The 26,232-nt window shown below is 58.8% G+C and carries 22 protein-coding genes; 16 read left to right on the forward strand and 6 right to left on the reverse strand.

Annotation, left to right across the window (positions count from 1 at the left end):
* Positions 1–2: 2 nt before the first annotated feature.
* The 10 genes from pqqD to C1N84_RS09170 all read left to right on the forward strand — a co-directional run bounded on the left by pqqD (position 3) and on the right by C1N84_RS09170 (position 10,410).
* On the forward strand, positions 3–281 hold the full coding sequence (pqqD, locus tag C1N84_RS09125; protein WP_021505975.1) for a pyrroloquinoline quinone biosynthesis peptide chaperone PqqD: 279 nt from the start codon (positions 3–5) through the stop codon (positions 279–281).
* A complete protein-coding gene (pqqE, locus tag C1N84_RS09130) occupies positions 268–1,410 on the forward strand; it encodes a pyrroloquinoline quinone biosynthesis protein PqqE (protein WP_058758602.1) in 1,143 nt (380 codons plus the stop codon). Before pqqD ends, pqqE begins: the two co-directional genes overlap by 14 nt.
* Positions 1,410–3,734 carry a pyrroloquinoline quinone biosynthesis protein PqqF gene (gene pqqF, locus C1N84_RS09135; protein WP_264443464.1) on the forward strand — a complete coding sequence of 775 codons (2,325 nt, stop codon included), beginning with the start codon at positions 1,410–1,412 and terminating at the stop codon, positions 3,732–3,734. The genes pqqE and pqqF overlap by 1 nt, the downstream gene beginning before the upstream one ends.
* A gap of 123 nt (positions 3,735–3,857) precedes the next feature.
* Positions 3,858–4,208, forward strand: a complete 351-nt coding sequence (locus C1N84_RS09140; RefSeq protein ID WP_211726159.1) for a hypothetical protein — start codon at positions 3,858–3,860, stop codon at positions 4,206–4,208.
* Between the two features lie 49 nt (positions 4,209–4,257).
* The gene (locus C1N84_RS09145) at positions 4,258–6,261 is read left to right on the forward strand and encodes a protein-disulfide reductase DsbD family protein (RefSeq protein ID WP_264443468.1); all 2,004 of its coding nucleotides are present in this window, start codon (positions 4,258–4,260) and stop codon (positions 6,259–6,261) included.
* The gene (locus C1N84_RS09150) at positions 6,261–6,983 is read left to right on the forward strand and encodes a DsbA family protein (RefSeq protein WP_264443674.1); all 723 of its coding nucleotides are present in this window, start codon (positions 6,261–6,263) and stop codon (positions 6,981–6,983) included. The genes C1N84_RS09145 and C1N84_RS09150 overlap by 1 nt, the downstream gene beginning before the upstream one ends.
* Positions 6,980–7,483 carry a thioredoxin domain-containing protein gene (locus tag C1N84_RS09155; protein ID WP_058774645.1) on the forward strand — a complete coding sequence of 168 codons (504 nt, stop codon included), beginning with the start codon at positions 6,980–6,982 and terminating at the stop codon, positions 7,481–7,483. The genes C1N84_RS09150 and C1N84_RS09155 overlap by 4 nt, the downstream gene beginning before the upstream one ends.
* 260 nt (positions 7,484–7,743) lie before the next feature.
* Positions 7,744–8,580, forward strand: coding sequence for an MBL fold metallo-hydrolase (locus C1N84_RS09160; RefSeq protein ID WP_058780534.1), 837 nt, complete (start codon positions 7,744–7,746; stop codon positions 8,578–8,580).
* 115 nt (positions 8,581–8,695) lie between these two features.
* A complete protein-coding gene (locus C1N84_RS09165) occupies positions 8,696–9,118 on the forward strand; it encodes a DUF2231 domain-containing protein (RefSeq protein WP_264239770.1) in 423 nt (140 codons plus the stop codon).
* The gene (locus C1N84_RS09170) at positions 9,115–10,410 is read left to right on the forward strand and encodes a PQQ-dependent sugar dehydrogenase (protein ID WP_264443475.1); all 1,296 of its coding nucleotides are present in this window, start codon (positions 9,115–9,117) and stop codon (positions 10,408–10,410) included. The genes C1N84_RS09165 and C1N84_RS09170 overlap by 4 nt, the downstream gene beginning before the upstream one ends.
* A 527-nt stretch (positions 10,411–10,937) precedes the next feature.
* On the opposite strand, the gene C1N84_RS09175 is transcribed toward C1N84_RS09170, so the two are convergent.
* Positions 10,938–11,831 (reverse strand): LysR family transcriptional regulator, encoded by an 894-nt coding sequence (locus C1N84_RS09175; RefSeq protein WP_394541833.1) that lies wholly within the window; start codon positions 11,829–11,831, stop codon positions 10,938–10,940.
* Positions 11,832–11,933: 102 nt separating this feature from the next.
* Between C1N84_RS09175 and C1N84_RS09180 the strand changes: the two genes are divergently transcribed.
* Entirely contained in the window at positions 11,934–13,028 is a 1,095-nt protein-coding gene (locus C1N84_RS09180; RefSeq protein WP_264443479.1) for an NADH:flavin oxidoreductase, read from the forward strand.
* Positions 13,029–13,215: 187 nt separating this feature from the next.
* On the opposite strand, the gene C1N84_RS09185 is transcribed toward C1N84_RS09180, so the two are convergent.
* Positions 13,216–14,118 (reverse strand): ParB/Srx family N-terminal domain-containing protein, encoded by a 903-nt coding sequence (locus tag C1N84_RS09185; protein ID WP_152390988.1) that lies wholly within the window; start codon positions 14,116–14,118, stop codon positions 13,216–13,218.
* 137 nt (positions 14,119–14,255) lie between these two features.
* On the opposite strand from C1N84_RS09185, the gene C1N84_RS09190 reads away from it, so the two are divergent.
* Positions 14,256–14,888 carry a DapH/DapD/GlmU-related protein gene (locus C1N84_RS09190; protein ID WP_127834112.1) on the forward strand — a complete coding sequence of 211 codons (633 nt, stop codon included), beginning with the start codon at positions 14,256–14,258 and terminating at the stop codon, positions 14,886–14,888.
* Between the two features lie 3 nt (positions 14,889–14,891).
* Here the strand turns inward: C1N84_RS09190 and C1N84_RS09195 are convergent, their stop codons facing one another.
* Complete coding sequence (locus C1N84_RS09195) at positions 14,892–16,211, reverse strand: MFS transporter (protein ID WP_058769834.1); 1,320 nt, start codon at positions 16,209–16,211, stop codon at positions 14,892–14,894.
* Between the two features lie 201 nt (positions 16,212–16,412).
* Positions 16,413–17,381: a GT-D fold domain-containing glycosyltransferase gene (locus C1N84_RS09200; RefSeq protein ID WP_211724422.1), complete on the reverse strand. Its 969-nt coding sequence runs from the start codon at positions 17,379–17,381 to the stop codon at positions 16,413–16,415.
* 571 nt (positions 17,382–17,952) lie between these two features.
* Between C1N84_RS09200 and C1N84_RS09205 the strand changes: the two genes are divergently transcribed.
* Positions 17,953–20,313 (forward strand): membrane-bound PQQ-dependent dehydrogenase, glucose/quinate/shikimate family, encoded by a 2,361-nt coding sequence (locus C1N84_RS09205; RefSeq protein WP_264443484.1) that lies wholly within the window; start codon positions 17,953–17,955, stop codon positions 20,311–20,313.
* A 59-nt stretch (positions 20,314–20,372) separates the two neighbouring features.
* Here the strand turns inward: C1N84_RS09205 and C1N84_RS09210 are convergent, their stop codons facing one another.
* Entirely contained in the window at positions 20,373–21,839 is a 1,467-nt protein-coding gene (locus C1N84_RS09210; RefSeq protein ID WP_059008879.1) for a catalase, read from the reverse strand.
* A gap of 477 nt (positions 21,840–22,316) precedes the next feature.
* Here C1N84_RS09210 and C1N84_RS09215 point away from each other — a divergent pair, with 477 nt between their 5' ends.
* The 3 genes from C1N84_RS09215 (at position 22,317) to C1N84_RS09225 (ending at position 25,368) form a co-directional block, all read left to right on the forward strand.
* Positions 22,317–23,738 carry a carbohydrate porin gene (locus tag C1N84_RS09215; protein ID WP_071813574.1) on the forward strand — a complete coding sequence of 474 codons (1,422 nt, stop codon included), beginning with the start codon at positions 22,317–22,319 and terminating at the stop codon, positions 23,736–23,738.
* A 167-nt stretch (positions 23,739–23,905) separates the two neighbouring features.
* Positions 23,906–24,583, forward strand: coding sequence for a glutamate racemase (locus C1N84_RS09220; RefSeq protein WP_264443487.1), 678 nt, complete (start codon positions 23,906–23,908; stop codon positions 24,581–24,583).
* Between the two features lie 80 nt (positions 24,584–24,663).
* Positions 24,664–25,368, forward strand: coding sequence for a pirin family protein (locus C1N84_RS09225; RefSeq protein WP_058769830.1), 705 nt, complete (start codon positions 24,664–24,666; stop codon positions 25,366–25,368).
* A 116-nt stretch (positions 25,369–25,484) separates the two neighbouring features.
* On the opposite strand, the gene C1N84_RS09230 is transcribed toward C1N84_RS09225, so the two are convergent.
* The gene (locus C1N84_RS09230; protein WP_059008873.1) at positions 25,485–25,943 is read right to left on the reverse strand and encodes an RpiB/LacA/LacB family sugar-phosphate isomerase; all 459 of its coding nucleotides are present in this window, start codon (positions 25,941–25,943) and stop codon (positions 25,485–25,487) included.
* Positions 25,944–26,232: the final 289 nt, after the last annotated feature.

Here is a 26,232-nt window from a genome sequence, read left to right on the forward strand (position 1 = left end):
ACATGAAAGAGACTCTGATTCCGGCGTTTCGCCGCGGCTATCGTCTGCAGTGGGAAGCCGCGCAGGACAGCCACGTGGTGCTTTACCCGGAAGGGATGGCGAAGCTGAATGAAACCGCTGCCGCCATTCTGGAACTGGTGACCGGCAAGCAGGATGTGGCGGCCATTATCGCCACGCTCAATGCGCGTTTTCCGGAGGCGGGCGGCGTCGATGATGACGTCAAAGACTTCCTGCAATCGGCCATTGAACAGAAGTGGATCCAGTGTCGTGAACCCGAATAAACCTGGCGTGAATGCGCCGCTGTGGCTGCTGGCGGAGCTGACTTATCGCTGCCCGCTGCAGTGTCCTTACTGCTCGAACCCGCTGGATTTTTCGCAGCAGGAACAAGAGCTGAGCACCGAACAGTGGATCGAGGTGTTCCGCCAGGCACGCGCCATGGGCAGCGTGCAGCTGGGCTTTTCCGGCGGTGAACCGCTGACGCGCAAAGATCTGCCGGAGCTGATTCGCGCCGCGCGCGATCTGGGCTTTTACACCAACCTGATCACCTCCGGCATTGGCCTGACGGAGAAAAAGCTTGATGCCTTCGCCGACGCCGGGCTGGATCACATCCAGATCAGTTTCCAGGCGAGTGATGAAACGCTGAACGCCGCGCTGGCCGGTTCGCAGAAGGCGTTTCAGCAGAAGCTGGCGATGGCAAAAGCGGTGAAAAAGCACGGCTACCCGATGGTGCTGAACTTCGTGCTGCACCGCCATAACATCGACCAGATCGATAAAATCATCGATCTGTGTATTGAGCTGGAGGCGGATGATGTCGAGCTGGCCACCTGTCAGTTTTACGGTTGGGCGCATCTTAACCGTCAGGGATTACTGCCAACGCGCGAGCAGATTGCCCGCGCCGAAGCGGTGGTTGCCCGCTACCGTGAGCGCATGGGCAGCAGCGGTAATCTCACCAATCTGCTGTTCGTCACGCCGGATTACTACGAAGAGCGGCCCAAACCCTGTATGGGCGGCTGGGGATCGATATTTCTCAGCGTGACGCCGGAAGGTACGGCGTTACCCTGTCACAGCGCGCGCCAGCTGCCGGTGCAGTTCCCTTCAGTGCTGGAGCAGAGCCTGGAGGATATCTGGTACAACTCGTTTGGCTTCAATCGCTATCGCGGCTTCGACTGGATGCCGGAACCGTGCCGCTCATGCGATGAGAAAGAGAAAGATTTCGGCGGTTGCCGCTGCCAGGCATACATGCTGACCGGCGATGCCGACAACACCGACCCGGTGTGCAGCAAGTCGCCGCATCACGGAAAAATTCTTGAGGCTCGCCGCGAAGCCAGCTGCAGCGATATCAAAATCGCCCAGCTGCAGTTCCGTAACCGCAGCAATTCTGAGCTGATTTTCAAACAGCGGGTCACCTGATGTGCGAACGCAGCCTGACGCTGGCTAACGGTCTGCGCTGTCATCTGTCGCACCAGCCCGACGCGCGGGAAAGCGCGGCGCTGGTGCGCGTCGGCGCAGGCAGCCTGCACGAACCCGATCGCTGGCCCGGTCTGGCGCATCTGCTGGAACATCTGCTGTTTTGCGGCAGCGCTGGCTTTACCGGCGATGAGCGCCTGATGCCGTGGCTGCAGCAACAGGGTGGTCAGGTGAATGCCACCACGCAACTCAGCCGCAGTGCCTGGTTCTTCCAGCTGCCGGCGCAGGCGCTGGCGGCGGGCGTGGCAAGGCTGGCAGATATGCTGGCTGCGCCACTGCTAACCGGTACGGCGATTACGCAGGAAGCGGCGGTCATTGAGGCAGAATATCAGCTGCTGCGGCATCATGCCGAAACGCTGAGTGAAGCAGCGCTGCTCGACGCGGCCGGTGGCGCACTGCGCCGCTTTCGCGTCGGGAGTGCAGCGTGTTTTGGTGACAACGTAACGGAGCTGCAGCAGGCGCTACGGCTGTTTCATCAGCAGCGTTTTGTCGCCGCCAACCAGCAGCTGTGGCTGAGCGGACCGCAATCGCTGGATGAATTACAGCAGCTGGCCGAGGCGTTTGCTGTTCGCCAGCCAGGCGGTGCGGCGCACTCCTTATTGCCAGCCATTCCTGCGCCGGAGCCTGTTGAAACGCTCATCCAGCTTGCCGATGAAGAGTCATTCTGGCTTAGCCTGTTTATCACCGGCGAAGAAAACGCTTTGCGTGACAACGTCACATTGCTGGAGGCTTTCTGGCAGGATGAAGCCCCTGGCAGCCTGATGGCGCAGCTGCGCAGCGAGCAACTGTGCGCATCGCTGCAGTGCGAATGGCTGTGGCAGAGCGCCGATCATAGCTGGCTGGCGTTGCGCTTCAGTGCGCCAGCGCTGTCGGCGTCGGCAGCAAGACGCATTGAACAGCTCTTCTGGCAGCATTTGCGTGCGGTGCGCGCCGCCACGCCAGCGCAGCATGCTCACTATTTGCAACTGGCACAGCAGGATTTCGCTGTGCTGTCGCCGCTGACGCAGCTACGTGGACGGGCGCTGGGATCGGCGCCGTCAGCTGACGTTCCCGCAGATTTCACCGGTTTTATCGCCGCGCTGCCACAGGCACCGTGTACGCGGCTGCTGACGCAGCGACAGCTGTCCGCCGCGCCTTATACCACGCAGGGATTCTGTCTGCAGCGCGCGCCATGGCCACAGACGGCGGCTGGCCCGGTCGCGCCGGTTAACTGGTCATTTTATCCGTGCGCTGACGTCCTGCATTTGCCGGAACTCCCGGTAAATTGCCCGCCGTTGCTGCGCGTAAGTCCGGTGCAGCCGCGGGAAACGCTGCTGGTGCGCCCGGCGTTTTATCACACCCTGAGTGACGAGGCGGCGCTAAGCTGGCAGCAGCAGCTGCGCCCACGGCTGGCCGCGCTGCGCCATGCCGGTGGCAGCGGACGCTGGCAGCAGCAGCAGGGCGTCTGGCAACTGGTGATTGATCTGCCTGACGATGCAATGCCCGCGCTGCAACAGCTGCCTGGCGTGCTGGCGGCGCTGAATGCGCCGGTGCTGCCGCAACCGCACCGTGCTGCACAAAGTATTGTGATTCGTCAGTTGCTGGAAGCGCTACCGCAGCAACTGCTGGCCCCGGCTGCGCATCCTGCATGGCAGGCCGCCTGGTGCGGCCACAGCGAAAGCGTCAGTCTGCAAGCCGCGCATTGGCTGAGCGAGGTGGTCCGGACTCAGCCTGCGCCGGCGCGCGCGGCTGCGCTACAGCACGGCGTCAGCGCGCTGCGTTGTGCGGCGAACGATCAGGCCTTGTTGCTGTTTATTCCGCTGCCCGCTGCTGATGATGCCAGCCTCGCGGCGCTGCGTGCGCTGGCGCTGATGTTTGAACCACGCTTCTTTCAGCGCCTGCGGGTCGGGCAACAGATTGGCTACGTGGTGTCAGCGCGCTACCAGCGCGTGGCGGATGTGGATGGACTCCAGCTGGCGCTGCAATCCCCGTCCATTGGCTGGCGTACGCTGCTGCAACACTGCAAAGCATTTTTGCGCGACATGGTGAGTGAACTCGCCGCCATCAACGATGAAACGCTGCAGGGCTGGCAGGCGACGTTACTGGCGCAGTGCCAGCCACACCAGAACGCCGACGCCGCCAGTGAGGCACTGCGGAAACAGCAGGGACTGCCGGTGCTTACGCCAGAAGCGATCGCCGCGCTCACGTTACCCCAGCTGCAGCGGCTGCATCAGCGCCTGCTGCGCGAACGCCGCCGCTGGCGCTTACTGATTAATCACCGTGAATAATTTCTCCCTCTCTACAGTAGTCAGCACGATCCCGCTGGCATAAAGACAAAAGTTTACACAGCAGGGGTTGGTGTTTCTGCTGCTTTTGCATAAACTGGCCGCACTTTTCTCTGAGGCTGTGGCATGACGATATCGCCCCAACGCGCAAAATGGATTCTGGCACTGGTTTGTCTGGTGCTGGCATTTTGTCTCGTCCAGCGCAGCTTCAATCTCCCGACCCAGCCTGTCGTTAGCATTACTGTTCACAGCGCCGCCGTTGATGACGGTGCCAGCAGTGATAAACCCTGTGCGCTGGGCGCTAAGTCACTCAGCGGCAGCGCGCCGCTGCTCGATACCGCGCTGCCGTTCCTCGTACTGCTGCTGGCGTTGATCGCCACGCTCTTCCAGACCTCGTCTGCCACTGTCTGTCGACGTGAACCGCTGTTTGTGCCGCTGCGACGGCGCCATCTCACGCTCTGCGTCTTCCGGGAATAACACCACGCGATCCACCGCGTAAACCCTGTTATTCACCGGAGAAACGATTATGACATTCCTGATCAGGAGCCTGCTGCTCCTCGTGGCGAGCTGCGCGCTGACCGTGCAAGCCGCCAATACGGGCTGGCTGCGCAATGCGCAAAACAGTCACGCCGAAGTGCGCCTGCGCGCCGCGCCGCAGGGCGATCACCTGCAACTGCTGCTGGATATTCGCCTGCAGCCGGGCTGGAAAACCTACTGGCGCTCGCCGGGCGAAGGCGGCGTCGCGCCGGAAATCCGCTGGCAAACGCCGGATGTCAACGCCCGCTGGTCGTGGCCAGTGCCAGCGCGCTTTGACGTCAGCGGCCTCACTACGCAGGGCTACAAAGGCAACGTTACGCTGCCCATCGTGCTCGAATCTGCCCCGCAGGGCACGCTGGCCGGCACGCTGACGCTGTCCACCTGTAGCGACGTCTGCATCCTGACGGATTTTCCGTTCCAGCTCGATCTCTCGCAGCCCGCCAGTCCGGATTTTGCACGTGATTTCGCCCAGGCGATGGGGCAGATCCCGGCTGACAGCGGACTGACCGATCAGCTTGATGCCAGCTTCGTTGATGGCACGCTGCAAATCCGGGCGCAGCGTCAGCAGGGCTGGCAGCAGCCGGAACTGTTCTTTGATTATCCGCAGGGCAGCATGCTGGCGGCGCCGCAAATCAGCGTGCAGGGCGAGACGCTGACTGCCCGCGTGGCGGTGACCGACGAATGGGGCGAGGCCGCGCCGGACCTGCGCGGTAAAGCGCTGTCGCTGGTTATCGCTGACGCCGGTATCGCTCAGCAAAGCCAGCTGACCCTTGGTCATCAGCCGCTGTTTTCTCCCTCTGCCGGAAACGCCACGCTGTGGTCGGTAGTGCTGCTGGCGCTGCTCGGCGGGCTGATTCTCAACCTGATGCCATGTGTGCTGCCGGTGCTGGCGATCAAACTGAGCAGTCTGGTGCAGCAGCAGGGACAGACGCAACGCCAGACGCGTCAGCAGTTTCTCGCGTCCAGCGCCGGCATTCTGTTCTCTTTCCTGCTGCTGGCGCTGCTGATGACCGTGCTACGGCTCAGCGGTCAGGCGCTGGGCTGGGGCATTCAGTTCCAGAGCAGCGGCTTTCTGCTGGTGATGGTGCTGGTGATGTTCCTGTTCAGCGCCAGTCTGTTCGATCTGCTGCATTTCCGCCTGCCTTCCGGCCTGACTACCCGGCTGGCGACGCACGGCGGTGCCGGTCTGGCAGGGCATTTTGGCCAGGGGGCCTTTGCTACGCTGCTGGCGACGCCGTGCAGCGCACCGTTTCTTGGCACCGCCGTCGCCTATGCGCTGACCGCGCCGCTGCCGCAGCTGTGGCTGCTGTTTGTCGCGCTCGGCGTCGGCATGAGTCTGCCGTGGCTGCTGGTTGCGGCGCTGCCGGGCATGGCGCGCTGCCTGCCGCGTCCGGGGCGCTGGATGCTGCATCTGCGCACGCTGCTGGGGCTGCTGATGCTGCTGGCAACGCTGTGGCTGGTGACGCTGCTGATTCCCCACTGGGGCAGCACCGTCGCCATTCTGCTGGCGGCCATCCTTATGCTGGCGCTGACGGGCTGGCTAATCGCACGCCGCGCGCTGCCGCAGGCAGGTCTGGTGTTCATTACCGTGACGCTGGCGGGCGCGCTGTTACTGCTGACGCGTCTCTCACCGGAAGAAGAATCGCTGGTGTGGCAACCGCTGACCGAAGCCGCCATCAATCAGGCGCTGGAGCAGGATAAGCGCGTATTCGTCGATGTCACCGCTGACTGGTGCATCACCTGCAAAGTGAATAAATCACGGGTGCTGAATCAGCCTGACGTGCGTGCCGCCCTCGGCGCAGAGGATGTGGTGCTGCTGCGCGGTGACTGGACACAACCGGATCCGGCCATCGGCGAGTTCCTGCGCCGCCGCGATCGCGTAGCGATTCCCTTTAACCAGATTTATGGCCCGGCACTGCCGCACGGCCAGATTTTATCGCCGTTATTAAGTCGTGATGCGGTGATTTCAACACTCTCTGAGGCAAAAAAATGATGAAAAAATCCCTGTTACTTTCGCTGATGTTACTGGCAGCACCCGCCCTGGCCGCCGCGCCATTTACCCCTGAGCAGGAGGCGCGCATTAAACAGCTGATTCGCGAAACCCTGGTGCAAAATCCGGCGATTCTGGCAGAAGCCGCCGACGCATTTGATAAAGAAGCCGCGCGCCAGCAGCAAAACGTGGTCGCGCAGATGGTAGAGAAAAACCGCGCGGCGCTGTTTGACGATGCCGGCTCACCGCGCATCGGTGCCAAAAAACCGGCACTGACGCTGGTCTATTTCACCGACTACAACTGCGTCTTTTGCAAAAAGTTTGAGGCGGATATCGAAAAACTGCTGCACAACTATCCGCAGGTGGCGGTGGTGCTGAAGCCGCTGCCGTACCGCGCTGAAAGCTCGCTCAGTTCGGCGCGTCTGGCGCTGACGGTGTGGGAGCAGCAGCCGAATAACTTTCTTAAGCTGCATGAACGGCTGATGGCAAAGAAAGGCAACCATGATGAAGCCAGCATCGCCGCCGCGCTCGACAAAAGTGGCATCAGCTTATCGGCGCCGAGCACCGCCAGCCTCGACACCATCAACCTCAACCTGACGCTGGCGCAGCAGCTGGGTGTGCAGGGTACGCCCGCCACGCTGGTGGGCAATCAGCTGATCAGCGGGGCAGTGCCTTATGCACAGCTGGAAGCCGCGGTGAAAGGTGCGCTGCAGGCTCAGCTATGAGCCGGGTAACGCGCTGGCTGCGCGAAGGCGTGCTGTTGTTGCTGATGGCAGCGGCGCTGCTGCTGGCCATGGACTGGCTGCGTGCACCGCAGCTGCCCGCGGATGTAGCCCGGCAGCCGCTCAGCGCGCTGCAGGGCGAGGTGAACCTGGCGACGCTGAGCCAGCAGCGGCCGGTGCTGGTTTACGTCTGGGCCAGCTGGTGTGGCGTGTGCAAACTCACCACACCGACGGTGGCCGCGCTCAGTCAGCACGGCACGCAGGTGGTCAGTGTGGCTCTGCGATCCGGCAGCGATTCGCGCGTTGCCACCTGGCTGGATAAAAAAGGAGTACGGGGATTCGCCGTCAATGATGAAAGCGGGGCGCTGGGACAGCGCTGGCAAATCAGCGCCACGCCGACGTTCATCGTGCTGCATCAGGGCAAGGTGGTCAGCACCAGCAGCGGCTGGACCAGCAGCTGGGGGCTGAAGCTGCGCCTGTGGTGGGCGGCACGCGCTGCCTGATTAATCATTAACGGTTAACCGACCGCGATAAATAACCGTAGCGTGAATAACCTTGCGCTGCGGTTATTTTTTTTGCTGATGCAAAATCCGCATCCAATATTTCAATGCATTGAAATTAAACAAGTAATAAATAAAGCGATAAATGAATTCTTCTGGTTTATTTGCAATTAGCATCATCATGGCACATATATGTTAAATCACTTTTTTATTTATTCATTTAATAAAGGCGCGCTCGCGCCATTTTATTTTGGGGGAGAACAATGCGAATTCATCACCTCAACTGTGGCTGCATGTGCCCGCTCGGTGGCGCGTTATTCGATGGTTTCAGCAAAGGTCCGTTTGCTGAACTGGTGTGCCACTGCTTACTGCTGGAAACTGACCGTCACGGTTTAATCCTCGTGGATACCGGTCTGGGCACGCAGGACATGCGCCATCCTGACCGCCGCCTGTCGGGCTTTTTTCGCGCGCTGAATAATATTCGCTATAACGAGCAGCTCAGCGCGCTGGCACAGATTCAGCTGCTGGGTTTTCGCCCGGAAGATGTACGCCACATTATTCTGACCCACCTCGATTTTGACCACGCCGGCGGCATCAGTGATTTTCCGGCCGCCCGCATTCATCTGCTGCAGCGTGAACTGGATACCGTAACCCAGGCGGGCGACAGCAGCTGGCTGGCGCGTCAGCGGTTTCGCCCGCAGCAGTGGACAGCGCACGATGGCTGGCGCGGTTACGCCAGCGGCGGCGAGCGCTGGTATGGCTTTGATGCGGTGAAGGCGGTCGACGATCTCAGCGATGAGATTCTGCTGGTGCCGCTGCCGGGACATACGCTGGGCCATGCGGGCGTGGCGATTCGTCACCAGGGCGGCTGGCTGCTGCATGGCGGCGACGCCTGGTTTTATCGCGGTGAAATGTACCACAGCCAGCGCCACTGTACGCCGGGCCTGCGCGCCTATCAGCGCCTGATGTGCAGTGACCGCGCCGCCTGGCACAGCAATCAGCAGCGGCTGCGTGAGCTGTCACTGCAGCACCCGCAAGAGGTGCAACTGTTCTGCAGCCACGACGCGCAGGAACTGAACCAGTTCCGTCGGCACGGTTAACTTTTTGTGCGGGCTATGCGCATGACTCTTTATCTTTACTAATATTTCTCAGGCGTGCGAAGCGATGCCTGGCCGGATCGCTCTCGCCTGGAAAAACTGTGATAGGGAGAGTGCGATGTACCATACCTCGGGACGCTCGGTTGTTGGCGTGACGCTGTTTACCCTGCTTGAGCCGTTGCCGCTGGGCTTTTTCTTTGCTGCCTGGCTGTTTGATATTATCTATCTGCAAACCTTCATCGTCATGTGGACCAAAGCCGCCAGCTGGCTGATAGCCATCGGACTGGTGCTGGCGATTGTGCCGCGACTAATCAGCCTGATTCATTTATTACGTGGCGCACCTGCCGCAGAGAAAACCCATTTCTGGCTGTCGCTGCTGGCGATCGTGCTGGCCATCGTCAACGCATTCATTCACAGCCGCGATGCCTATGCGGTGGTGCCGATGGGCGTGACGCTCTCCACCCTGGTGGTGGTGGTGTTGCTGATAGCGAATCTGCAGCTGGCGCTGCGCGAGCGTCGTTTACAGGGAGGTCGCCCATGAAATTTCGTGTTATGAGTGCGCTGGGAATTGCGGTACTGCTGAGCGCCTGCGACAGCGGATCGGACCTCGATCCGCAACGGCAAATCGGCCCTGATCCGCAGCTGCCGCAGGCCAAAAACTTCTTTATGCCGCCGATGCAGGTGCCGGAAGGCACCGCGTGGAAACAGGGCGAGACACCAAAAGTGGCCGACGGCCTGAAGATCGAGAAAATCCCGGCCAGCCTGATGCACCCGCGTCAGCTGTATGTGCTGCCTAATGGCGACGTGCTGGTGGCAGAAGCCAACGGGGTGAAAAACCCGGTTACGGCACCAAAAGAATTGATCATGAGCCTGGTGCAGAAATCTTCCGGCAAAGGTGGCCCGGGCGGCAACCGCATCACGCTGCTGCGCAACGTTAACGGCAAGTGGGAACAGCACCGGTTTATCGAAAACCTCAATGCGCCGTTTGGCATGCAGCTGATTGGCAATACGCTGTATGTGGCTAACGCCGACAGCCTGGTGAAATTCCCTTACCAGACCGGCGAAACCGAAATCCGTACGCCGCCGGAAGAGGTGACGTCGCTGCCGGGCGGTGAGCTGAATCACCACTGGACCAAAGCGCTGCTCGCCAGTCCGGACGGCAGCAAACTGTACGTCGGTGTCGGCTCCAACAGTAACATCACCGAGAACGGCATCGGCGCAGAGTATGGCCGCGCGGCGGTGTGGGAAGTGGACGCCGCAACCGGTGCCAGCCGCATCTATGCCAGCGGCATCCGCAATCCTACCGGTCTGCAGTGGGAGCCGCAAAGCGGCAAGCTGTGGGCCATCGCCAACGAGCGTGACGAAATCGGGTCGGATCTGGTGCCGGATTACCTGACCTCCGTGCAGGACAAAGGTTTCTACGGCTGGCCGTACAGCTACTTTGGTCAGCACGTCGACGAGCGCGCGCAGCCGCAGCGGCCGGATCTGGTCGCGAAAGCCATCAAGCCGGACTATGCGCTGAGCTCACATGTGGCACCGCTCGGCCTGCTGTTCTATGGCGCGGAGAATATGCCGCAGTACCGCGGCGGCGCGTTCATCAGTGAACACGGCAGCTGGAACCGCACGCCGCTCAACGGCTATAAAGTGATTTGGGTGAAATTTGAAAACGGCAAACCGGTCGGGCAACCGCAGACGGTGGTGTCAGGATTCCTCACCGACGATCAGATGCAGGTACGCGGTTTGCCGGTAGGACTGGCGACGGATAATCAGGGCGGGGTGTTGATTGCCGACGATGCCGGCAACGCGATCTGGCGTATCAGCGCCGCGCAGTAGGATAATCGCAGGCAATAAAAAAGGATTTGGCCAGGTCGCCAAATCCTTTTTTTATGTTCGTCACCCGGCTGGTAACCGCGCTCGGAACGGGGTGCTCAGCACTCCTCACAAAAGGAATGATAAAATGTGCAGCGAAAGATTTCAAGTTTCGCTAAAATACTGTATGGTTATACAGGTGTTGAGCGCGGCGGATGCTTATTGTTTTCTGATGACTCCAGGGGCGCGGATAGTCAAACCCCGGCAGGTTTCAGGTGGTGCTGGCCTGTGGCTTTCACAATGAGTGCCGCTCAGCGCTCCTCACAGATGTGCTTAGGCGGTCGGCGGGTAGAGTCAGGGCCCCGAAAGCTGAACAGCGCGCTCCTGTCAGAGGAGAAGGAAAGTGATGGAACTTGTTCGATTACTCCTGGACCTGGTCCGGGTGATCCTGCAAATCATCGTTGCCCTTTTGCAACTGACCGGTCAGGCGCACTGACCGGAACTTGAAACAAGGCGGAGCTCACCCCTCCGCCTTTTTTCGTACGTCCGCGTCACGCGCCGGGCCGGCTTTGCTGTTGCATCGCCTGTCTGAACGCCGCAACAAATACGCTGACGCGCGCCGGCAGGTGGCGCGTGGTGGGAAACAGCGCCCACACGCCCAGCATCTGCGGCTGCGCGTCCTCCAGCTCCAGCGCCACCAGTTCGCCGGATGCCAGCTCTTCCCGCACATCCCACTCAGAAAGCTGCGCGATGCCGCTGCCAGCCACGCACAGCGCACGCACCCCTTCGACATTGCTGCCGCTAAAGCGCCCGTCAACGCTCAGGCTGGAGAGATGACCGTCCACCATAAAACTCCACTGCACCACATTCGACAGGCGCAGACAGTGGTGTTGATGCAGATCCGCCAGATGACGCGGCGTGCCGAAGCGTTGCAGATAGCCCGGAGCCGCACAGAGCCGGCGCGGGTTATCGGCCAGGCGGTGTGCCACCAGGCGGGAATCGCGCAGCGGGGCAATGCGAATCGCGACATCAAAGCCCAGCCCGACAATGTCCGTGACATCGTCGCTGAGCTGAAACTCAACGCGGAGACCGGGGTTTTGCTCCATCAGTGACGGCAGCAGCGGAATGATGGTGCGGCGGCCAAACCCCGTAGGCGCGGTGATACGCAGCTGGCCGGTGGCGCCCTGTTTATCGGGCGCGAACAGGTTGCGTGCGCTCTGTTCGGTCTCTGCCAGCGTTCTGGCATAGGGAAGAAACTCTTCGCCTTCATCGGTAAGGGCAATGGCGCGCGTGGTGCGATGCAGCAGCCGTACGCCGAGATCTTCCTCCAGTGAGGCCAGCCGGCGCGACACGGTCATAGTGGTGGTGCCGAGCCGCCGCGCCGCCTGCGTCAGGCTGCGGGTTTGTGACACCATCAGAAAAATATCAATATCCCGGGAATTCATTGTAACGGTTTCCGTTAAGCAGACGTATCATAATCGGTCATTTTTGCCACAATGGCGACTCACTATAATGGCTCCTGATGATAATTTATTTCAGAGCGCCAAATGTCCGACAAACACCTGTTTCAGAGCAGTACGCTTAACCACCTCGATTTAACCAATCGCCTGATGGTGGCACCGATGACGCGCATCTCCGCCAGCGTAGACGGTGTCCCGGGCGAGCGTATGCAGCAGTACTACACGCGTTTTGCCCGCGGTGGCTTTGGCGCGATAATCACCGAAGGCCTCTACATTGATGAAGCCTGGTCACAGACTTACGCTTTTCAGGCCGGGCTGGTCAATCGCCAGCAGATCGCCGGCTGGCGGGCCATCACCGACAGCGTGCACCAGCACGGCAGCAAAATCATTGCACAGCTGATGCACGCCGGTGCGATATCGCAGGGCAATATTTACCGGCGCGATACGCTGGCGCCTTCGGCGATCCCGCCACGTGGCGAACAACTGCGGTTTTACCATGGCCACGGCGCTTATCCGTTGCCGCGCGCCATGAGTGATGAACAGATTGAGCAGGTGATTGACGCCTTTGCTGACAGCGCGGCGCGTGCCATTGAGGCAGCCGGATTTGACGGCATTGAAATTCACGCGGCCAACGGTTATCTGCTCGATCAGTTCTTTACCGATTACACCAACCAGCGCAGCGACCGCTGGGGCGGCGATATTATCGCAAGACTGACGCTGACGCGGGAGGTGATTGCCGCGGTGCGACAGCGCATCGGTGCCAACGTCACGCTGGGCGTGCGGATTTCCCAGGGGAAAGTGAATGATCTTACGCATAAATGGCAGGAGGGCGCTGCCGGAGCGCGCCAGGTATTTGCGCTGCTGGCTGAATCAGGTATCGATTATCTGCATCTGACCGAGCACGATGCGTTGCAGCCAGCGTTCTCGGACGCGGCAGAGTCGCTGCTGCAGCTGGCGCGCCAGGCTGCGCCACAGTTGCCGGTGGTGATCAACGGATCGCTGTCAGATGCCGAACGCGCCGGCATGGCGTTGTATCAGGGCGCAGATTATGTGGCGCTGGGCAAAAGCGCGTTGGCCAATCCGGACTGGCCACAGCGCGTTCGCCACGGCCAGCCGCTGCGCGCCTTCGATCAAAACCTGCTGGCACCGTCCGCGGATGTTAAAAACAGCGAGCTGGTATAACCGCCGTTTTCGGTTGCCATCCATGGCGACCCTGCCACAACGGTGAAAGACGCATGCCCGTGCACCAGCAACAATGGTATGGGGGTTTTGTCGGGTGCGCATTGATGCGCACCAGCAGCAATAGTGTGTGATTTTGTCGGGTGCGCATTGATGCGCACCTGGATAAACCCAACACTACCCAGCCCGCTTAACGTTTAAACGCCCAGCTCAGCTTACCGTTATCGGCGCTTAACTTGTTCAGCGCCTTCTGGTTCACCGCGTCTCTGGCACCGAGCGCCTGCGCCGTCAGCGGACCATTATCACTCTGCGCAATCACCGTGTCCTTCGGTACGCTCACCATCTTCTCCGCCACCTTTTTCACCGCTGCGGCGTAGCCGTCGCGGTCGCGCAGGTTGAACGCTTTCAGCGGCAGTTCCCGGCTCAGCCACTGTCCCCAGAAGAATTCCAGGAACGGCGGCGGGTTGTCTGGCTTATCGAAGCCGATATCGCGCACAAAGTAGATCAGCGAACGATACTCATCATCCTGCATATGCTGGCGACCCAGCTCCTGCGGCAGCGCTTCGGGGGCGATTTTACCGTTTGGCGTCTCCAGCCACACCAGATGTGCCGCCGCCATTTTCTGCCAGAAAGCAGCCTGGCTTTTCAGCGGGCGGAAATCATCGGTAATGCGCACCTGCACCGGCGTTGACAGGCCGGCCATGTCAGCAAAGTTGCTGAACGTGTGGTGGCCATCAGTCAGGTACAGTTGATTATCCGGGCCGATCACCGCGGTTTTCATCGGGCCGGGTTCGCTGCCGACCGGCGCCTTACAACTGAAACTGGCCGGATCGCGCAGGGTGGAGCGCGGCGTGAAACTTTTCACCCCTTTTTGTCCCATGCTTTCGCAATAGTCATCGAACAGCTTTTCCGGATCGGCCTGATAACGATGCTGCTTGTAATCCAGCTGGCGATAACCAATGGCGGCCTGAGTGGGATGCAGCTGCGCCAGTTCGACCTGCACAATTTCTCCGGCTTTGATGTCGGGCGGCAGGGCGGCAAAGGCGGGGGCGGTACTGAATAGCAAAGCTAATAAAGGCAGGGACGCTTTCATTCCATTTTCTCCTGAAGATCTCCCGGTGGAGCAACACGATAGCATTCCTGTCATCTTCCCGCTCTAGTGTTGTGGCTCGCGGTTGCGTTGAGGCAACCACTTATCCAGACATCTGACCACAACGGAGCACCTGCTTTATGATTTCTGCCACACAGCATCCCGCTAAACTGCAACACACCGCGATCGATCCCAGCGTCCGTCTGCGCGACACGCAGATTGGCCAGCAGTGTGAAATTCTGGCGCACAGTTATCTGGAATACAGCGAACTGGGTGATTTTTCCTACCTTGGGGAACATTGCTGCGTGGCGGATGCACAGATTGGCCGCTTCACGGCCATCGCCAATCAGGTGCGTATCGGGGCACCGAATCATCCGATGGACCGCGCCTCACAGCATCGCTTCACCTACTGCCCGGAGTATTACGACAGCCGCGCGCAGCGCGATGCCGGTTTCTTCGCCGGACGCCGTGCCGATCGGGTTATCATTGGTCACGATGTGTGGATCGGTCACGGCGTGATTGTCCTGCCTGGCGTGACGGTCGGTGACGGCGCCGTGCTGGCGGCCGGGGCGGTGGTGAGTAAAGATGTGCCGCCTTACACTATCGTCGGAGGTGTGCCGGCGAAACCGATTCGCGCCCGTTTCAGCGCTGACATCGCGGCGCAGCTGCAGGCGATTGCCTGGTGGAACTGGCCGCTGGAGAAGCTGATGGCGCACCTGGCGGATTTTCAGTCGCCGGATATCGCCGCCTTCTGCCAGCGGCACGGGCGATAACCCTTACACAGCCTGCTGCGCGGCGGCTGGCGGCGCATCGGCTTGCAGACGTTTCTCCGGCTGCAGCAGCGTCATGGCCAGCATGCTGCCAAAGGCGATACAGGCGGTGACGGTAAACATGGCGTTATAACCGTAGTACTGCGCCAGCCAGCCGCACAGCATCGGTGAAATGATCGACGCGAGGTTGGCGATGGCCAGCGTCATGCCGCTGAAGGTGCCGACCGATGCCTTCGGCGTCACGTCAATCACGACCGACCAGTAGACGTTATTTACCAGCGCATTGAGCGCGTTGCCGAGCGTCATCAGCGCGATAATCCCGGCAGCAGATCCGACCCAGGGAATAGCCATAAAGCAGCAGGCGGTGGCGCACAGCGTCACGGCGGCAAACAGGTTGCGCGCCAGCCGCAGATTGTTAAAGCGTGCCAGCAGGCGATCGGCGATGCGTCCGCCCAGCAGCACCGTCAGGCAGGCACCGCTCCACGGGATCATCGCCACATACCACAGCGAGTGCAGGTCATAGTGGAAATTATCCTGCAGATATTTCGGCAGCCAGGTCACCAGGGTAAAGGTGATGTAGAGGAAACTGAAATAGCCCAGCGCGTTGCACACCAGCGTGCGGCTGGTGAAGAAGCGCCACCACGGCAGCGCGCCTTCGTCCTGCGGCTGCTGGCGTTGCCCGGCAATGATCAGCTGACGCTCGACGGCATTGGCACGCGGATGCTGCTGTGGCGTATCAGTAAAGTGGCGGGCAAACAGCAGCATCGCCAGCAGTGAAAACGCGCCGAGCAGCATAAACATCATGCGCCAGTCGTTGGTGAGCAGCAGCAGTCCGACGGCAATCGGTGCGGTCAGCAGCGAGCCCACCTGGGTGCTCAGCAGGCCAATTCCCAGCGCGAAACCGCGTTCGTTATCCGGTGCCCAGTGGGCGATGGTTTTGTTCATCAACGCGTAGGCCGGCCCTTCGCTGAAGCCAAACAGCACGCGCAGTGCAGCAAACCCCATGATCGCCGAGCCGCCAAACAGCGCCATGCCCAGCTCTCCGGCCCAGGCAGTGGCGATCTCCAGCAGCGACCACAGAATGCCGGCCATCAGCCAGACCTTTTTGGTGCCCAGCCGGTCGGCAAGGAAGCCGCCGCACAGCGACCCGAACAGATAGCCAAAGCCAAAGTAGCCCAGCACGGCACCGAGTTGCACTTTACTGAAGTGAAATTCCTGCGAGATGGCGTTGGCGGCGAACGACAGCGCACCGCGGTCGATGTAGTTAATCAGTGCGATGAGAAACAGCAGCGAGAAAATGGTGTAGCGGGTTGAGGACGCTTTCATCATACGACTCCTGAAAATGAACACAGGAATCATTAAGCAAAGGTAATGCCAGATTGCTAAGGCTGCTAACTAATTAGTGTCCGCCATGCCATAGTGCCCGCGCCGTCGCAGTCAGAACCATCGCGCTGGCTAATAAATACCCGCTATCTGAGCGTACTGCACCAAACCGATCGCCGGCACGATCGGTTACGGTGCGCTGCATCACACTATCGGCTGCGTGACCACCGCGGCACTGCGCAGTGGCTCCTGACCTAAACCGACGTGCAGCAGAATCTGGCTGCGGTAATGCGCATCCGCTTCCTGCTGTTCGTCACTCTGTAATAAACCGACCTCATTCACATTTTTCCCCGCGACCTGCTCCTTAGTGCGAGCCGCGCTGCGCATCCACTCATACTCAATATCGATATGGCCGGTATCAATGCAGCGAATGCCGTGCTGACTGAGGTCGTAAGCCAGCACGGTTGCCGTCGGTCCAAGGGAGATCAATACCATGTCGAACTCGCGCGCGTGCGCCAGTACATTACTGTATAGCTCGTTATAAACCGAAAACGCGTTACGGTTGAGAGTGGTAATGCGCCGGATCTGCCGTGCGCCATCCAGCAGATCGTTACCGAGACCAAGGCGCGTGCCGCTACCCTCAACAATCAGAATTTTTTTATCGTGAAACAGCTGTTTAAATTTGGCAAAAATACGTGCCGCCGGCTGTTTATCTTTATAATCATGATAAGGTCGCGTTACCGAAGTATTACCATAGCGATAGCCTTTCTTTAATAAATGCTCATAGTGGCGAAAGAAAAACGCTTTATGAAAAAACCAGAAAAGCGCTGAGCCAAAACGCATATTCCCGGTGCCGCGAAAGGCATCAGGCATACACAGCAGACAGCGATTATCGCTCTGCGTGCCACGGCGCAGGATCTCTTTCAGGCGAATGGAAAGGCGTTCATCAAAAGACTGAAAGCCAATATTCTTAAATAGCGTCATTTCCAGTTCCCCATCCCCATAGCGGCACACTGAGAGCCGGTCATCGCTGAGCAGCAGATCGATGGTCTGTTCTGCTGACAGGACCTGGTATTGCCGGGCGTGCGCATTGGCCACGGGAAATTTAATGGCAGCATGTGTGAGTTTAAATGGAAAACGTAATTTGCGATAAAAAGCGTCTGCGCTGATCATAATAACCTTCTTTTTATAAGCGGCTTTGCCGCAGAGCAGTCAGATAATGTATATCACCGATTAATTTGGCAGACAGGCTAAGGAAACTCTCAAAATAATAAATACGCTATTTCATTTATCAATGTCACTGCGCCGGACAGACGCTATTTTTAGAGCAAAGCGCAGCGTTGCCTGCTTTTTTACCATCAGCTTCTGACATGACCAGGACAAATCGCATTTTTATGCCACTAATCAATTAAATAATTTCACCAGAAATACGTACGCCGAAAAATTGCAGGCTGCCGGGAAGCACGCCTGTCGCGCCTTGAGTCATATCGCACGCTGCGTTATCAAAAAATGCGGATTTTCCTGATGATTGATTAATTTCCTCCAACAAAATTGAAACGTGATTTCACTCACACTACGAGCGAAGCGGGGCGCAGCAGGAAGGAGCAGAGCTACATTGATAAGCGGCACTAACGACACGCTGCCAGGCAGATTTTTAACTAACGGTTACGTAAGTTAAGATTTTGTTGAGTTTATGTGTCTTTAGTTTGGGGTGGTTAATAATGATGAGCGTTGAGGGATTCGCATGATAAACAAACTGACCAGTCTCGTGCTGGCGATTCTGGGTGTTGCGCTGCTCTATATGGGCGGCAAGCTGCTGATGATGGGCGGCAGCGCATTTTACGCATTGATGGCGGTGGGATTACTGATCACCGCCATTTTACTGTTCCGCAATCAGCGCAGCGCGTTAAGCCTGTATGCGGTGCTGATGTGGATCACGCTGGCATGGATGATCTGGGAAGTCGGCTTCGACAAGTGGCAGTGGATCCCGCGCGGCGATCTGTTTGGCGTAATAGGCCTGTGGCTGGCGATGCCGTGGGTGGTCAAACCGCTGTATCAGGGACAGCGTCGCTTCCACGGCCTGCTCGGCAGCACGGTGGCCATCATGATTGTACTGGTGATTGGATTGTGCTTTTACGATCCGCTGCCGCAGGCCGGCACCATCACCAATGCGCGTGAACAAAACAGCGAGCAGGGCGCGAGCGCTGACTGGACCGCCTACGGCGGCACCGCCGACGGCCTGCGTTTCTCCGCCCTGAATCAGATCACCAAAGAGAACGTGCGCAATCTCGAAGTGGCCTGGACCTATCACACCGGCGATCTGCGTCAGGATAACGACGCCACCGAATACACCTTCGAAGCCACGCCGCTGAAAGCCAACGGCATGCTCTATTTCTGTACGCCGCACAATGAGGTCCACGCGCTCGATCCGCAGAGTGGTGCGGTGAAGTGGAAATACACGCCGGCGAAAGATCGTTCTTATCTGCAGCAGCATCAGACCTGCCGTGGCGTCAGCTATTACGCGGGCGCACCGGTTGCCGCACAGGACACGGCGGCGACGGCGGCGATGTGCCGCAAGCGCATCTTTAACGCCACCACCGATGCCCGGCTGATTGCGCTGGATGCCGACAGCGGCAAACCGTGCGCCGATTTTGGCAACAACGGAGTGGTGGATCTGCATGCCAATATGGGTGAGGTTCGTCCACACGCGCTGATGCAGACCGCCGCGCCGCTGGTCGCGGGCAATCTGGTGATTGTCGGCGGCTCAGTTATGGATAACGGCTTCAACAGCGGTAACCCCTCTGGCGTAATTCGCGCCTATGATGTGCAAAGTGGTCGTCTGGTGTGGAACTTTGATCCGGCTAATCCGCAAAATACCGCGCCGATAGCTGCTGGCCAGACCTATCCGCAGGATACGCCGGTGGCCTGGGGTACGCTGAGCGCTGACCTGAAAAACGGCCTGGTGTATGTGCCGTTTGGCAACGCCTCGCCGGATGAACTGGGCATCGAGCGCGATGCCAATAGCAATACAGAGAAATTCCGTGATGCGTTAGTGGCGCTCGATCTGCAGACCGGTGCGTTCAAATGGCGCTATCAGAGCTCCCATCACGATCTGTGGGACCGCGATAACCCGTCACAGCCGTCGCTGGTCGATATCGATTATCAGGGCCAGAAACAGCCGGTGGTGATCCTGCCGACCAAAACCGGCAACCTGTTTGTGCTCAATCGCCTGACCGGCCAGCCGGTTTATCCGGTTAACGACGTGAAGGTTTCGACGGAAGGCGGCGTGCCGGGCGAGAAATTCGCCGCCACCCAGCCGGTATCCAGTCTGAACTTTATTCCGCAGCCGCTGACTGAGAAGTCAATGTGGGGCATCACACCGTTTGATCAAATGGCCTGCCGTATGGATTTCCGTAGCCTGCGCTATGACGGCAATCCGTGGACGCCAGCCACAGAAGGCGGCTCGCTGGTGTTCCCGGGCAATATCGGGGTGTTTAACTGGGGATCGGTGGCGGTTGATCCGCAACGTCAGATGCTGATTGCCGCACCGGTGCGCCTCGCCTACAAATACAACCTGATCAAGCGTACGCCCGCCACGGCGACGGAGCGCCTGTTCACCAAAGATGGCCAGCCTTACTGGAACGAAAACTTCCACGGTGATTACGCCATCCACATCCAGCAGCTGGCCTCCGGTCTCGGCATTCCGTGCATTGCACCGCCGTGGGGCCGCATGGTCGGCGTGGATTTGAAAACCGGTAAAACTGAATGGCTGCGTCGCGTTGGCACCACGAAAAACCTGAAAACCAGCTTCCTGCCGGGCCGCTTCCCGATTGGCTTCCCGATGGGCATGGTGGCGCACGGCGGGCCACTGCTGACGGCCGGCGATCTGGTGTTCCACGGTGCGACCGCAGATAACTTCATTCGCGCCTATGACAGCACCACCGGCGAACTGCTGTGGCAGCAGGAGCTTAGCGCCGGCGCGCAGGCGACACCATCCACTTACATGGGCAGCGACGGTAAGCAGTACGTGGTGATTGCCGCAGGCGGTCACGGTTCGCTCGGCACCAAAGCCGGCGACAGCGTGGTGGCGTTCCGTCTGAAATAATCCTGTCGATGCAAAAAAGGCGCCCGCGGGCGCCTTTTTTATATTTATAAATCAGCGCATTAACGCTTGGCGCGCTCGGTTTGTACCCGCTGGGCAATGCGATCGCCAATCGTCTGGTCGATGTTGCGCCAGTACTCAAACGCGCGCGACAGCACCGGCTCCTCCACGCCGTTGAGCAGATGACCGCTGACGTTATTCACCAGACGATCACGTGCCGCCTCATCCAGCACTTTATTGACCAGCGTATTGGCCTGGCCAAAGTCATCATCATCCTGACGCAGCGTGTAGGGTGCGCGCACCATGTTGCCGTGCGCTTCCCAGGTGGAATCCGTCGGGTAGCGCTCGCCGTCCGCCACCGGACCGCCTTTCGAGTTCGGCGCATAAACCGGATCGCTGACCGGATTGATGCGCATCGCGCCATCCTTGCTGTAGCTGTGCACCGGTGCCTGCGGGGCGTTGACCGGAATCTGCTTGTAGTTAACGCCCAGACGAGCGCGGTGGGCGTCAGCATAGGCAAACACCCGGCCAATCAGCATCTTATCCGGACTCAGCCCGATGCCGGGCACCAGGTTGTTTGGTTCAAACGCCGCCTGTTCAATCTGCGCGTGGTTGTCGGTCGGGTTGCGGTTGAGCATCAGTTTGCCGACTTTAATCAGCGGATAATCGCTGTGTGGCCAGACCTTAGTCAGATCAAACGGGTTGAAGCGGTAGGTTTCCGCCTCGGCGAACGGCATGATCTGCATGTATAGCGTCCAGCTGGGGAAATCACCATTTTTGATGGCGGTAAACAGATCGCGCGTATGGTAATCGCCGTCCTGGCCGGCCAGCAGATCGGCGTTATCCTGCGTCAGGAACTCCACACCCTGATCGGTTTTGAAGTGGTATTTAACCCAGAATTTTTCCCCGGCGGCGTTAACCCACATATAGGTGTGACTGGAGTAACCGTTCATGTGGCGCCAGCTTTTCGGAATGCCGCGGTCGCCCATCAGCCAGGTCACCTGGTGCGCCGACTCTGGCGACAGCGTCCAGAAATCCCACTGCATATCGTTATCACGCAGATTGTTGTCGGCACGGCGCTTCTGCGAGCGGATAAAGTGCTGGAACTTCATCGGGTCACGGATAAAGAACACCGGCGTGTTATTGCCCACCATGTCGTAGTTGCCTTCGCTGGTGTAAAACTTGATCGCGAAGCCGCGCGGATCGCGCCAGGTGTCCGGGCTGCCACGCTCACCGGCCACGGTGGAGAAGCGCATTACCACATCAGTTTTGGTGCCGGGCTGAAATACCGCCGCTTTGGTGTAGCGGCTGACATCTTCTGTCACCTGAAAATAGCCAAATGCACCGCTGCCTTTGGCGTGCGGCTGACGCTCTGGAATACGTTCGCGGTTGAAGTTAGCCATCTGCTCAATCAGGTAGTGATCGTGCAGCATCAGCGGGCCGTCAGGACCGACGGACAAAGAATGTTCGTCGCTGGCTACCGGAATGCCAGCATCCGTGGTGGTCGGCTTGCGATCGTCATTGCTCATAATATCTCCAGCTTTTGTAAGGATAATCCAACCACTAAGCGTAGCAGCGAGGCGCAGGCTTGCCCGAATAATTGCGCCGTCTCATCTGGTTGCCGCATTAAGCGATGCGGCACAGCTCGCAAATTTGCTTTTTATTTCTGCTGCAGGCTAAGCAGATTTTCCGTGCCGGAAAAAGCGCCATTCTGCGAATGGGATCGGAAAAGAAAAATTAATTCACCCGTCTTTTAAGACAGGTCGCAAAGGATTTTTCCATTTAGGTAAAAACAGACCTTGAATTAATCAATCATTTTATAACTTCATGTAAAATATCACTTTTTAATTTAATGATATTGATCAAAAAGAACCGCAATCCGCTTATTTATGCTCTCGCTGCGTCAAAGGCAATCCCGTTGTAATTAATGAATGGACATAATAAGAGAGATAAATATGGTGATGCATAAGGCTAAAACCGCGCGCCTGGCGCTGGCTATCGCGGGGATGATGGTGGGTGGCAGTGCAGCGGCACAGTCATTAACGCTGGAGCAGCGTCTGGCCCAGCTGGAAGAGAAAATCGCGCGCGATGAGCAGCAACAAAAGGAGGCGAGCGCCGGAACAACCAACACGTTCCGCTTTTCCGGCTACGCCCGTTCCGGCCTGCTGGTTAATGATAAAGGGCGCGGCGGACGTGCCGGACCTGCTATTTCGCCTGCCAGTTCGATCGGCGGCGATGCGCATATTGGCCGGTTAGGTAATGAAAAAGATCACTACATCGAGCTGGGCTTTCATAACCAAACCCGGTTCAGTAATGGTTCGTGGGCCAATTTCAAAGCGCTGCTGGCAGATGGCTCATCCAGTCCGGACCCGTGGGTGCAGAATAACGACAATAATCTGAATATTCGCCAGGTGTATGTCGAAATGGGGGATCTGCCCAGCTTTGGGGGCGCCGCGCAACATGCCTCGCTGTGGGCAGGTAAACGCTTTGACGGCGACAATTTTGATCTGCACTTCACTGATACCGATATCGTCTTTCTTGGCGGCACCGGCGGCGGCATCAGCAACCTGCAATGGAACGAGCAATGGCGCAGCGATTTCTCCATTTATGGCCGCAGTTTTGGCGACCTGGGCAGCAGCCGCTACGACGATAACAACGTGCAAAACCTGCTGCTGACCTCGAACCAGTTTTACGGTAACTGGCAGTGGATGCTGACCGGCATGAGCGCAAACGGCAACGACGAGCTGAAAGGGCGCGCATCGACCACCGGCAGCTATGCGCTGCGCAGTGACGATACGGCAAAGCACGGCGTGTTTACCATGCTGGCCTGGCACGATAAAAACCGCTTCTACGGACTGGCACCGGGCAGCAGCACTCACGCCATTCAATGGGGGAAAGGGCTGGGCGCAGAAACCCGGCAGATCGGTGGCGACGGCGACTTAACGCGCAACGCCAGCGCGCTGCGACTGGCCACTTTTGGCGTGATGCCACTGAGCGATCGCTGGTCAGTGGCCCCGTCGCTACTGGCGCAGCACAGCGAGGATCGCTACCGTAAAGGCGATCGCTATGACTGGGCAACCATCAACCTGCGCGCATCCCAGGCGATTACGGAAAACTTTGCGCTGCAATATGAAGCGTCGTGGCTGTATATGGACCTCAAACCCAATGGCCGCAGCTATCAGGATGGCGGCAGCATCGCGACGTACAACGCGGTGAAGGGCGACGTATATAAGCTGACCTTTGCGCCAACATTTAAAGTCGGCAACATCAACGACATGCTGGTGCGACCGGAGATTCGCCTGTTCGCGACCTGGATGAACTGGTCTAAAGCGCTGGACAACTATGCGCTGAACGATGATTTCGGCAGCGCGGGCTTTACCGCTGGCGGTAGCTGGAACTTTGGCGTACAGGCAGAAGTGTGGTTCTGAGATCGCACTTCGCGCTGACCGGCTGAAGGAAGGTTGCACGGTGCGAGGCGTTGAAAAATGCCTCGCACCGCATCCGGCGAAGCCTGCCAGCCAGCGGTAAAGCTGCATTCCGTCACCGATTATGGCTATAGTGCAACGTACTGAACCTGAAGCGATAAGGAATCGTTGTGACCATTGCCTGCCTGCATACCGCCGCCAGTAATATTGCTATTTTTGATGACGCCGCGCAGTCGCTCGGCATTCCGCCTCAGCAAATCAGCCATCTGGTGATGCCACATCTGCTGGCAGAAGCAGAGCTCAGCGGTGGCATGACGCCGGTCCAGCAGCAGCGTCTGGAGCAGCTGTTACTCAGCCTGACGCCGTGGTTCGACGCGATACTGATTACCTGCTCTACCTTAGGTGCCGCCGCAGACAGCTTTCGCGATCCACAACAGCGCTGTGCGGTTTATCGCACTGACCGTATGCTGGCGGACGAAGTGCATCGCCGTGGCGCACCCGCGCTGGTGCTGTGTGCCGCGGAGTCTACGATGCACAGTACGCGCCAGCTGTTTTGCCCGGAGCGTCTGGCACCTGACCAGCGTCCGCAAGTCAGGCTTATCCCTGATGCCTGGGCCGCATTCAAAGCTGGCCGGCTGGACGACTATTACACGCTGATCGCCGATGCCGTCGCTCAGGGACAGCAGCAGGGCGCGGTTCAGGTGGCGTTAGCGCAGGTGTCAATGGCCGGCGCCGCGTCGCGTTTTCCTGTGCCACAGCGGCCACTTACCAGCCCGCACCTGGCGCTCAGCTTCGTACTGCAGCAGGCTAAAGGCGCGAACGAAGGTCATTCAAAACCACTGATTTAAGCCAACAAAAAGCCCTACTGTTACGCAATTTTGCAGCCTTTATGATGGTCATCAGAACCTGATTTTTGAGGAAGCCACTGATGAACGTGATTAAAGCGCAGCGTGACCAGCTGTTTGAATACGGTCCCTTTACCATTCGCCGGCAGCGGCCGGGAGAACCACTGGGCACGCTGGCGATTGTCGACCAGATGACGCTGAAGCCCGGCGCGGTAGTACCGATGCGCCGCCATCAGGATGATGAGATTTTCAGCTATGTCTGGCGCGGCTCGGTGCAGTACCGGCGTGAGGAGGGAGAGACTCTCGCCCTCAACGGCAAACGTGCACTGCTGGTGAACGCGGGCAGTGGGGTACGTCATGAAGAGTCAGCACCGCTGATTGAAAGCGAAATGCTGCAGGCGTACATCCGCCCGGCATCCGGCGGCGGTGAAGGGCAGGTGCAGAGTGTGTACCGGGCAGAAGGGGCGGCACTTAACCAGTGGACGCTGCTGGCCGGTCCGCAGCACAGCGCGGCACCTTTGACGCTGCGTCAGGCCGTTTACATCTATGACGTCAGGCTGGATCGTGGCGCACAGATCGAGGTGCCGCATTTGCCGGGTTATGCCAGCTGGGTCACGGTGCTGGAGGGCATTGCACGCACCGGGGATGTGCGGCTGCAAAAAGGCGATGCGGTGAGCGATAGCGCTGCCTTGCCGGCTATCCACGGTGAACGCGACGCCCTGCTGGTCGCCTTTCTGGTGCAGCAGGATGCGCCTGCGGTGCTGAGCGGTACGCTAAGCGGCAGTTAAAACACCGGCTATGACACGGCTGGCACGCACCAAAGTGGCCAGTCGTGTCAGCGTGCCGCTGGCGATGTCACGCACTCAGGCGCTGCCGGCTTTGCAACTCAGCGCCCGATAACCCATTATTTCGCGTGTGACACCTGTTCGTAGTAACCGATCTTCTCCACTTTGGCGGTCGAACCGCCCCCTTCAAACTCGGATGCCAGCCAGGCGTTAACGATGTTTTTCGCCAGCTCCGGCCCAATTACGCGTGAGCCCATGGTCATGATCTGGGCATTATTACTTTTGCGCGCGCGCTCGGCGGAGAAGGTGTCATGACACTGCGCGGCGCGCACGCCTTCCACTTTATTGGCAACAATCGCGACGCCAATGCCGGTGCCACACAGCAAAATGCCGCGCTCAAACTGCTTTTGCTGCACCGCCGTCGCCAGCGCAAACGCCACGTCCGGATACATCGGGCGCTCATTTTGCGCGTCGTTACTGTAATCAGTTACCTGATAATCCTGCTCTTCCAGCAGCTTTTTAATGATGTTTTTCAAATCGATAGCCGCATCATCGGCACCAATAGCGATAGTTTTCATCACGTCTCTCCAGTGATACAGGGTCTGACACCTGCACATATGTTCGTCAGGTGATTAGATGTTCACTGACAGCCTGCCACAAAAACAAACATATGTTCAATACATGTTCATATGATTTAGCGATCGATTGCGCAAAATCTCGTGCCAACCCCTGCCAGTATGATCGCGCAGCGCCGCTCTGCTGCGAAAAATCCTGAAAACGCCACCGAAATCAAATCTCATGCGCACTGTCACACTTTCGCCAACTGCGCTTGAGGAGTGAGCAAATATCCGTGTAGTGTTCATTTGT

The sequence above is a fragment of the Pantoea sp. SGAir0418 genome (assembly GCF_043529865.1).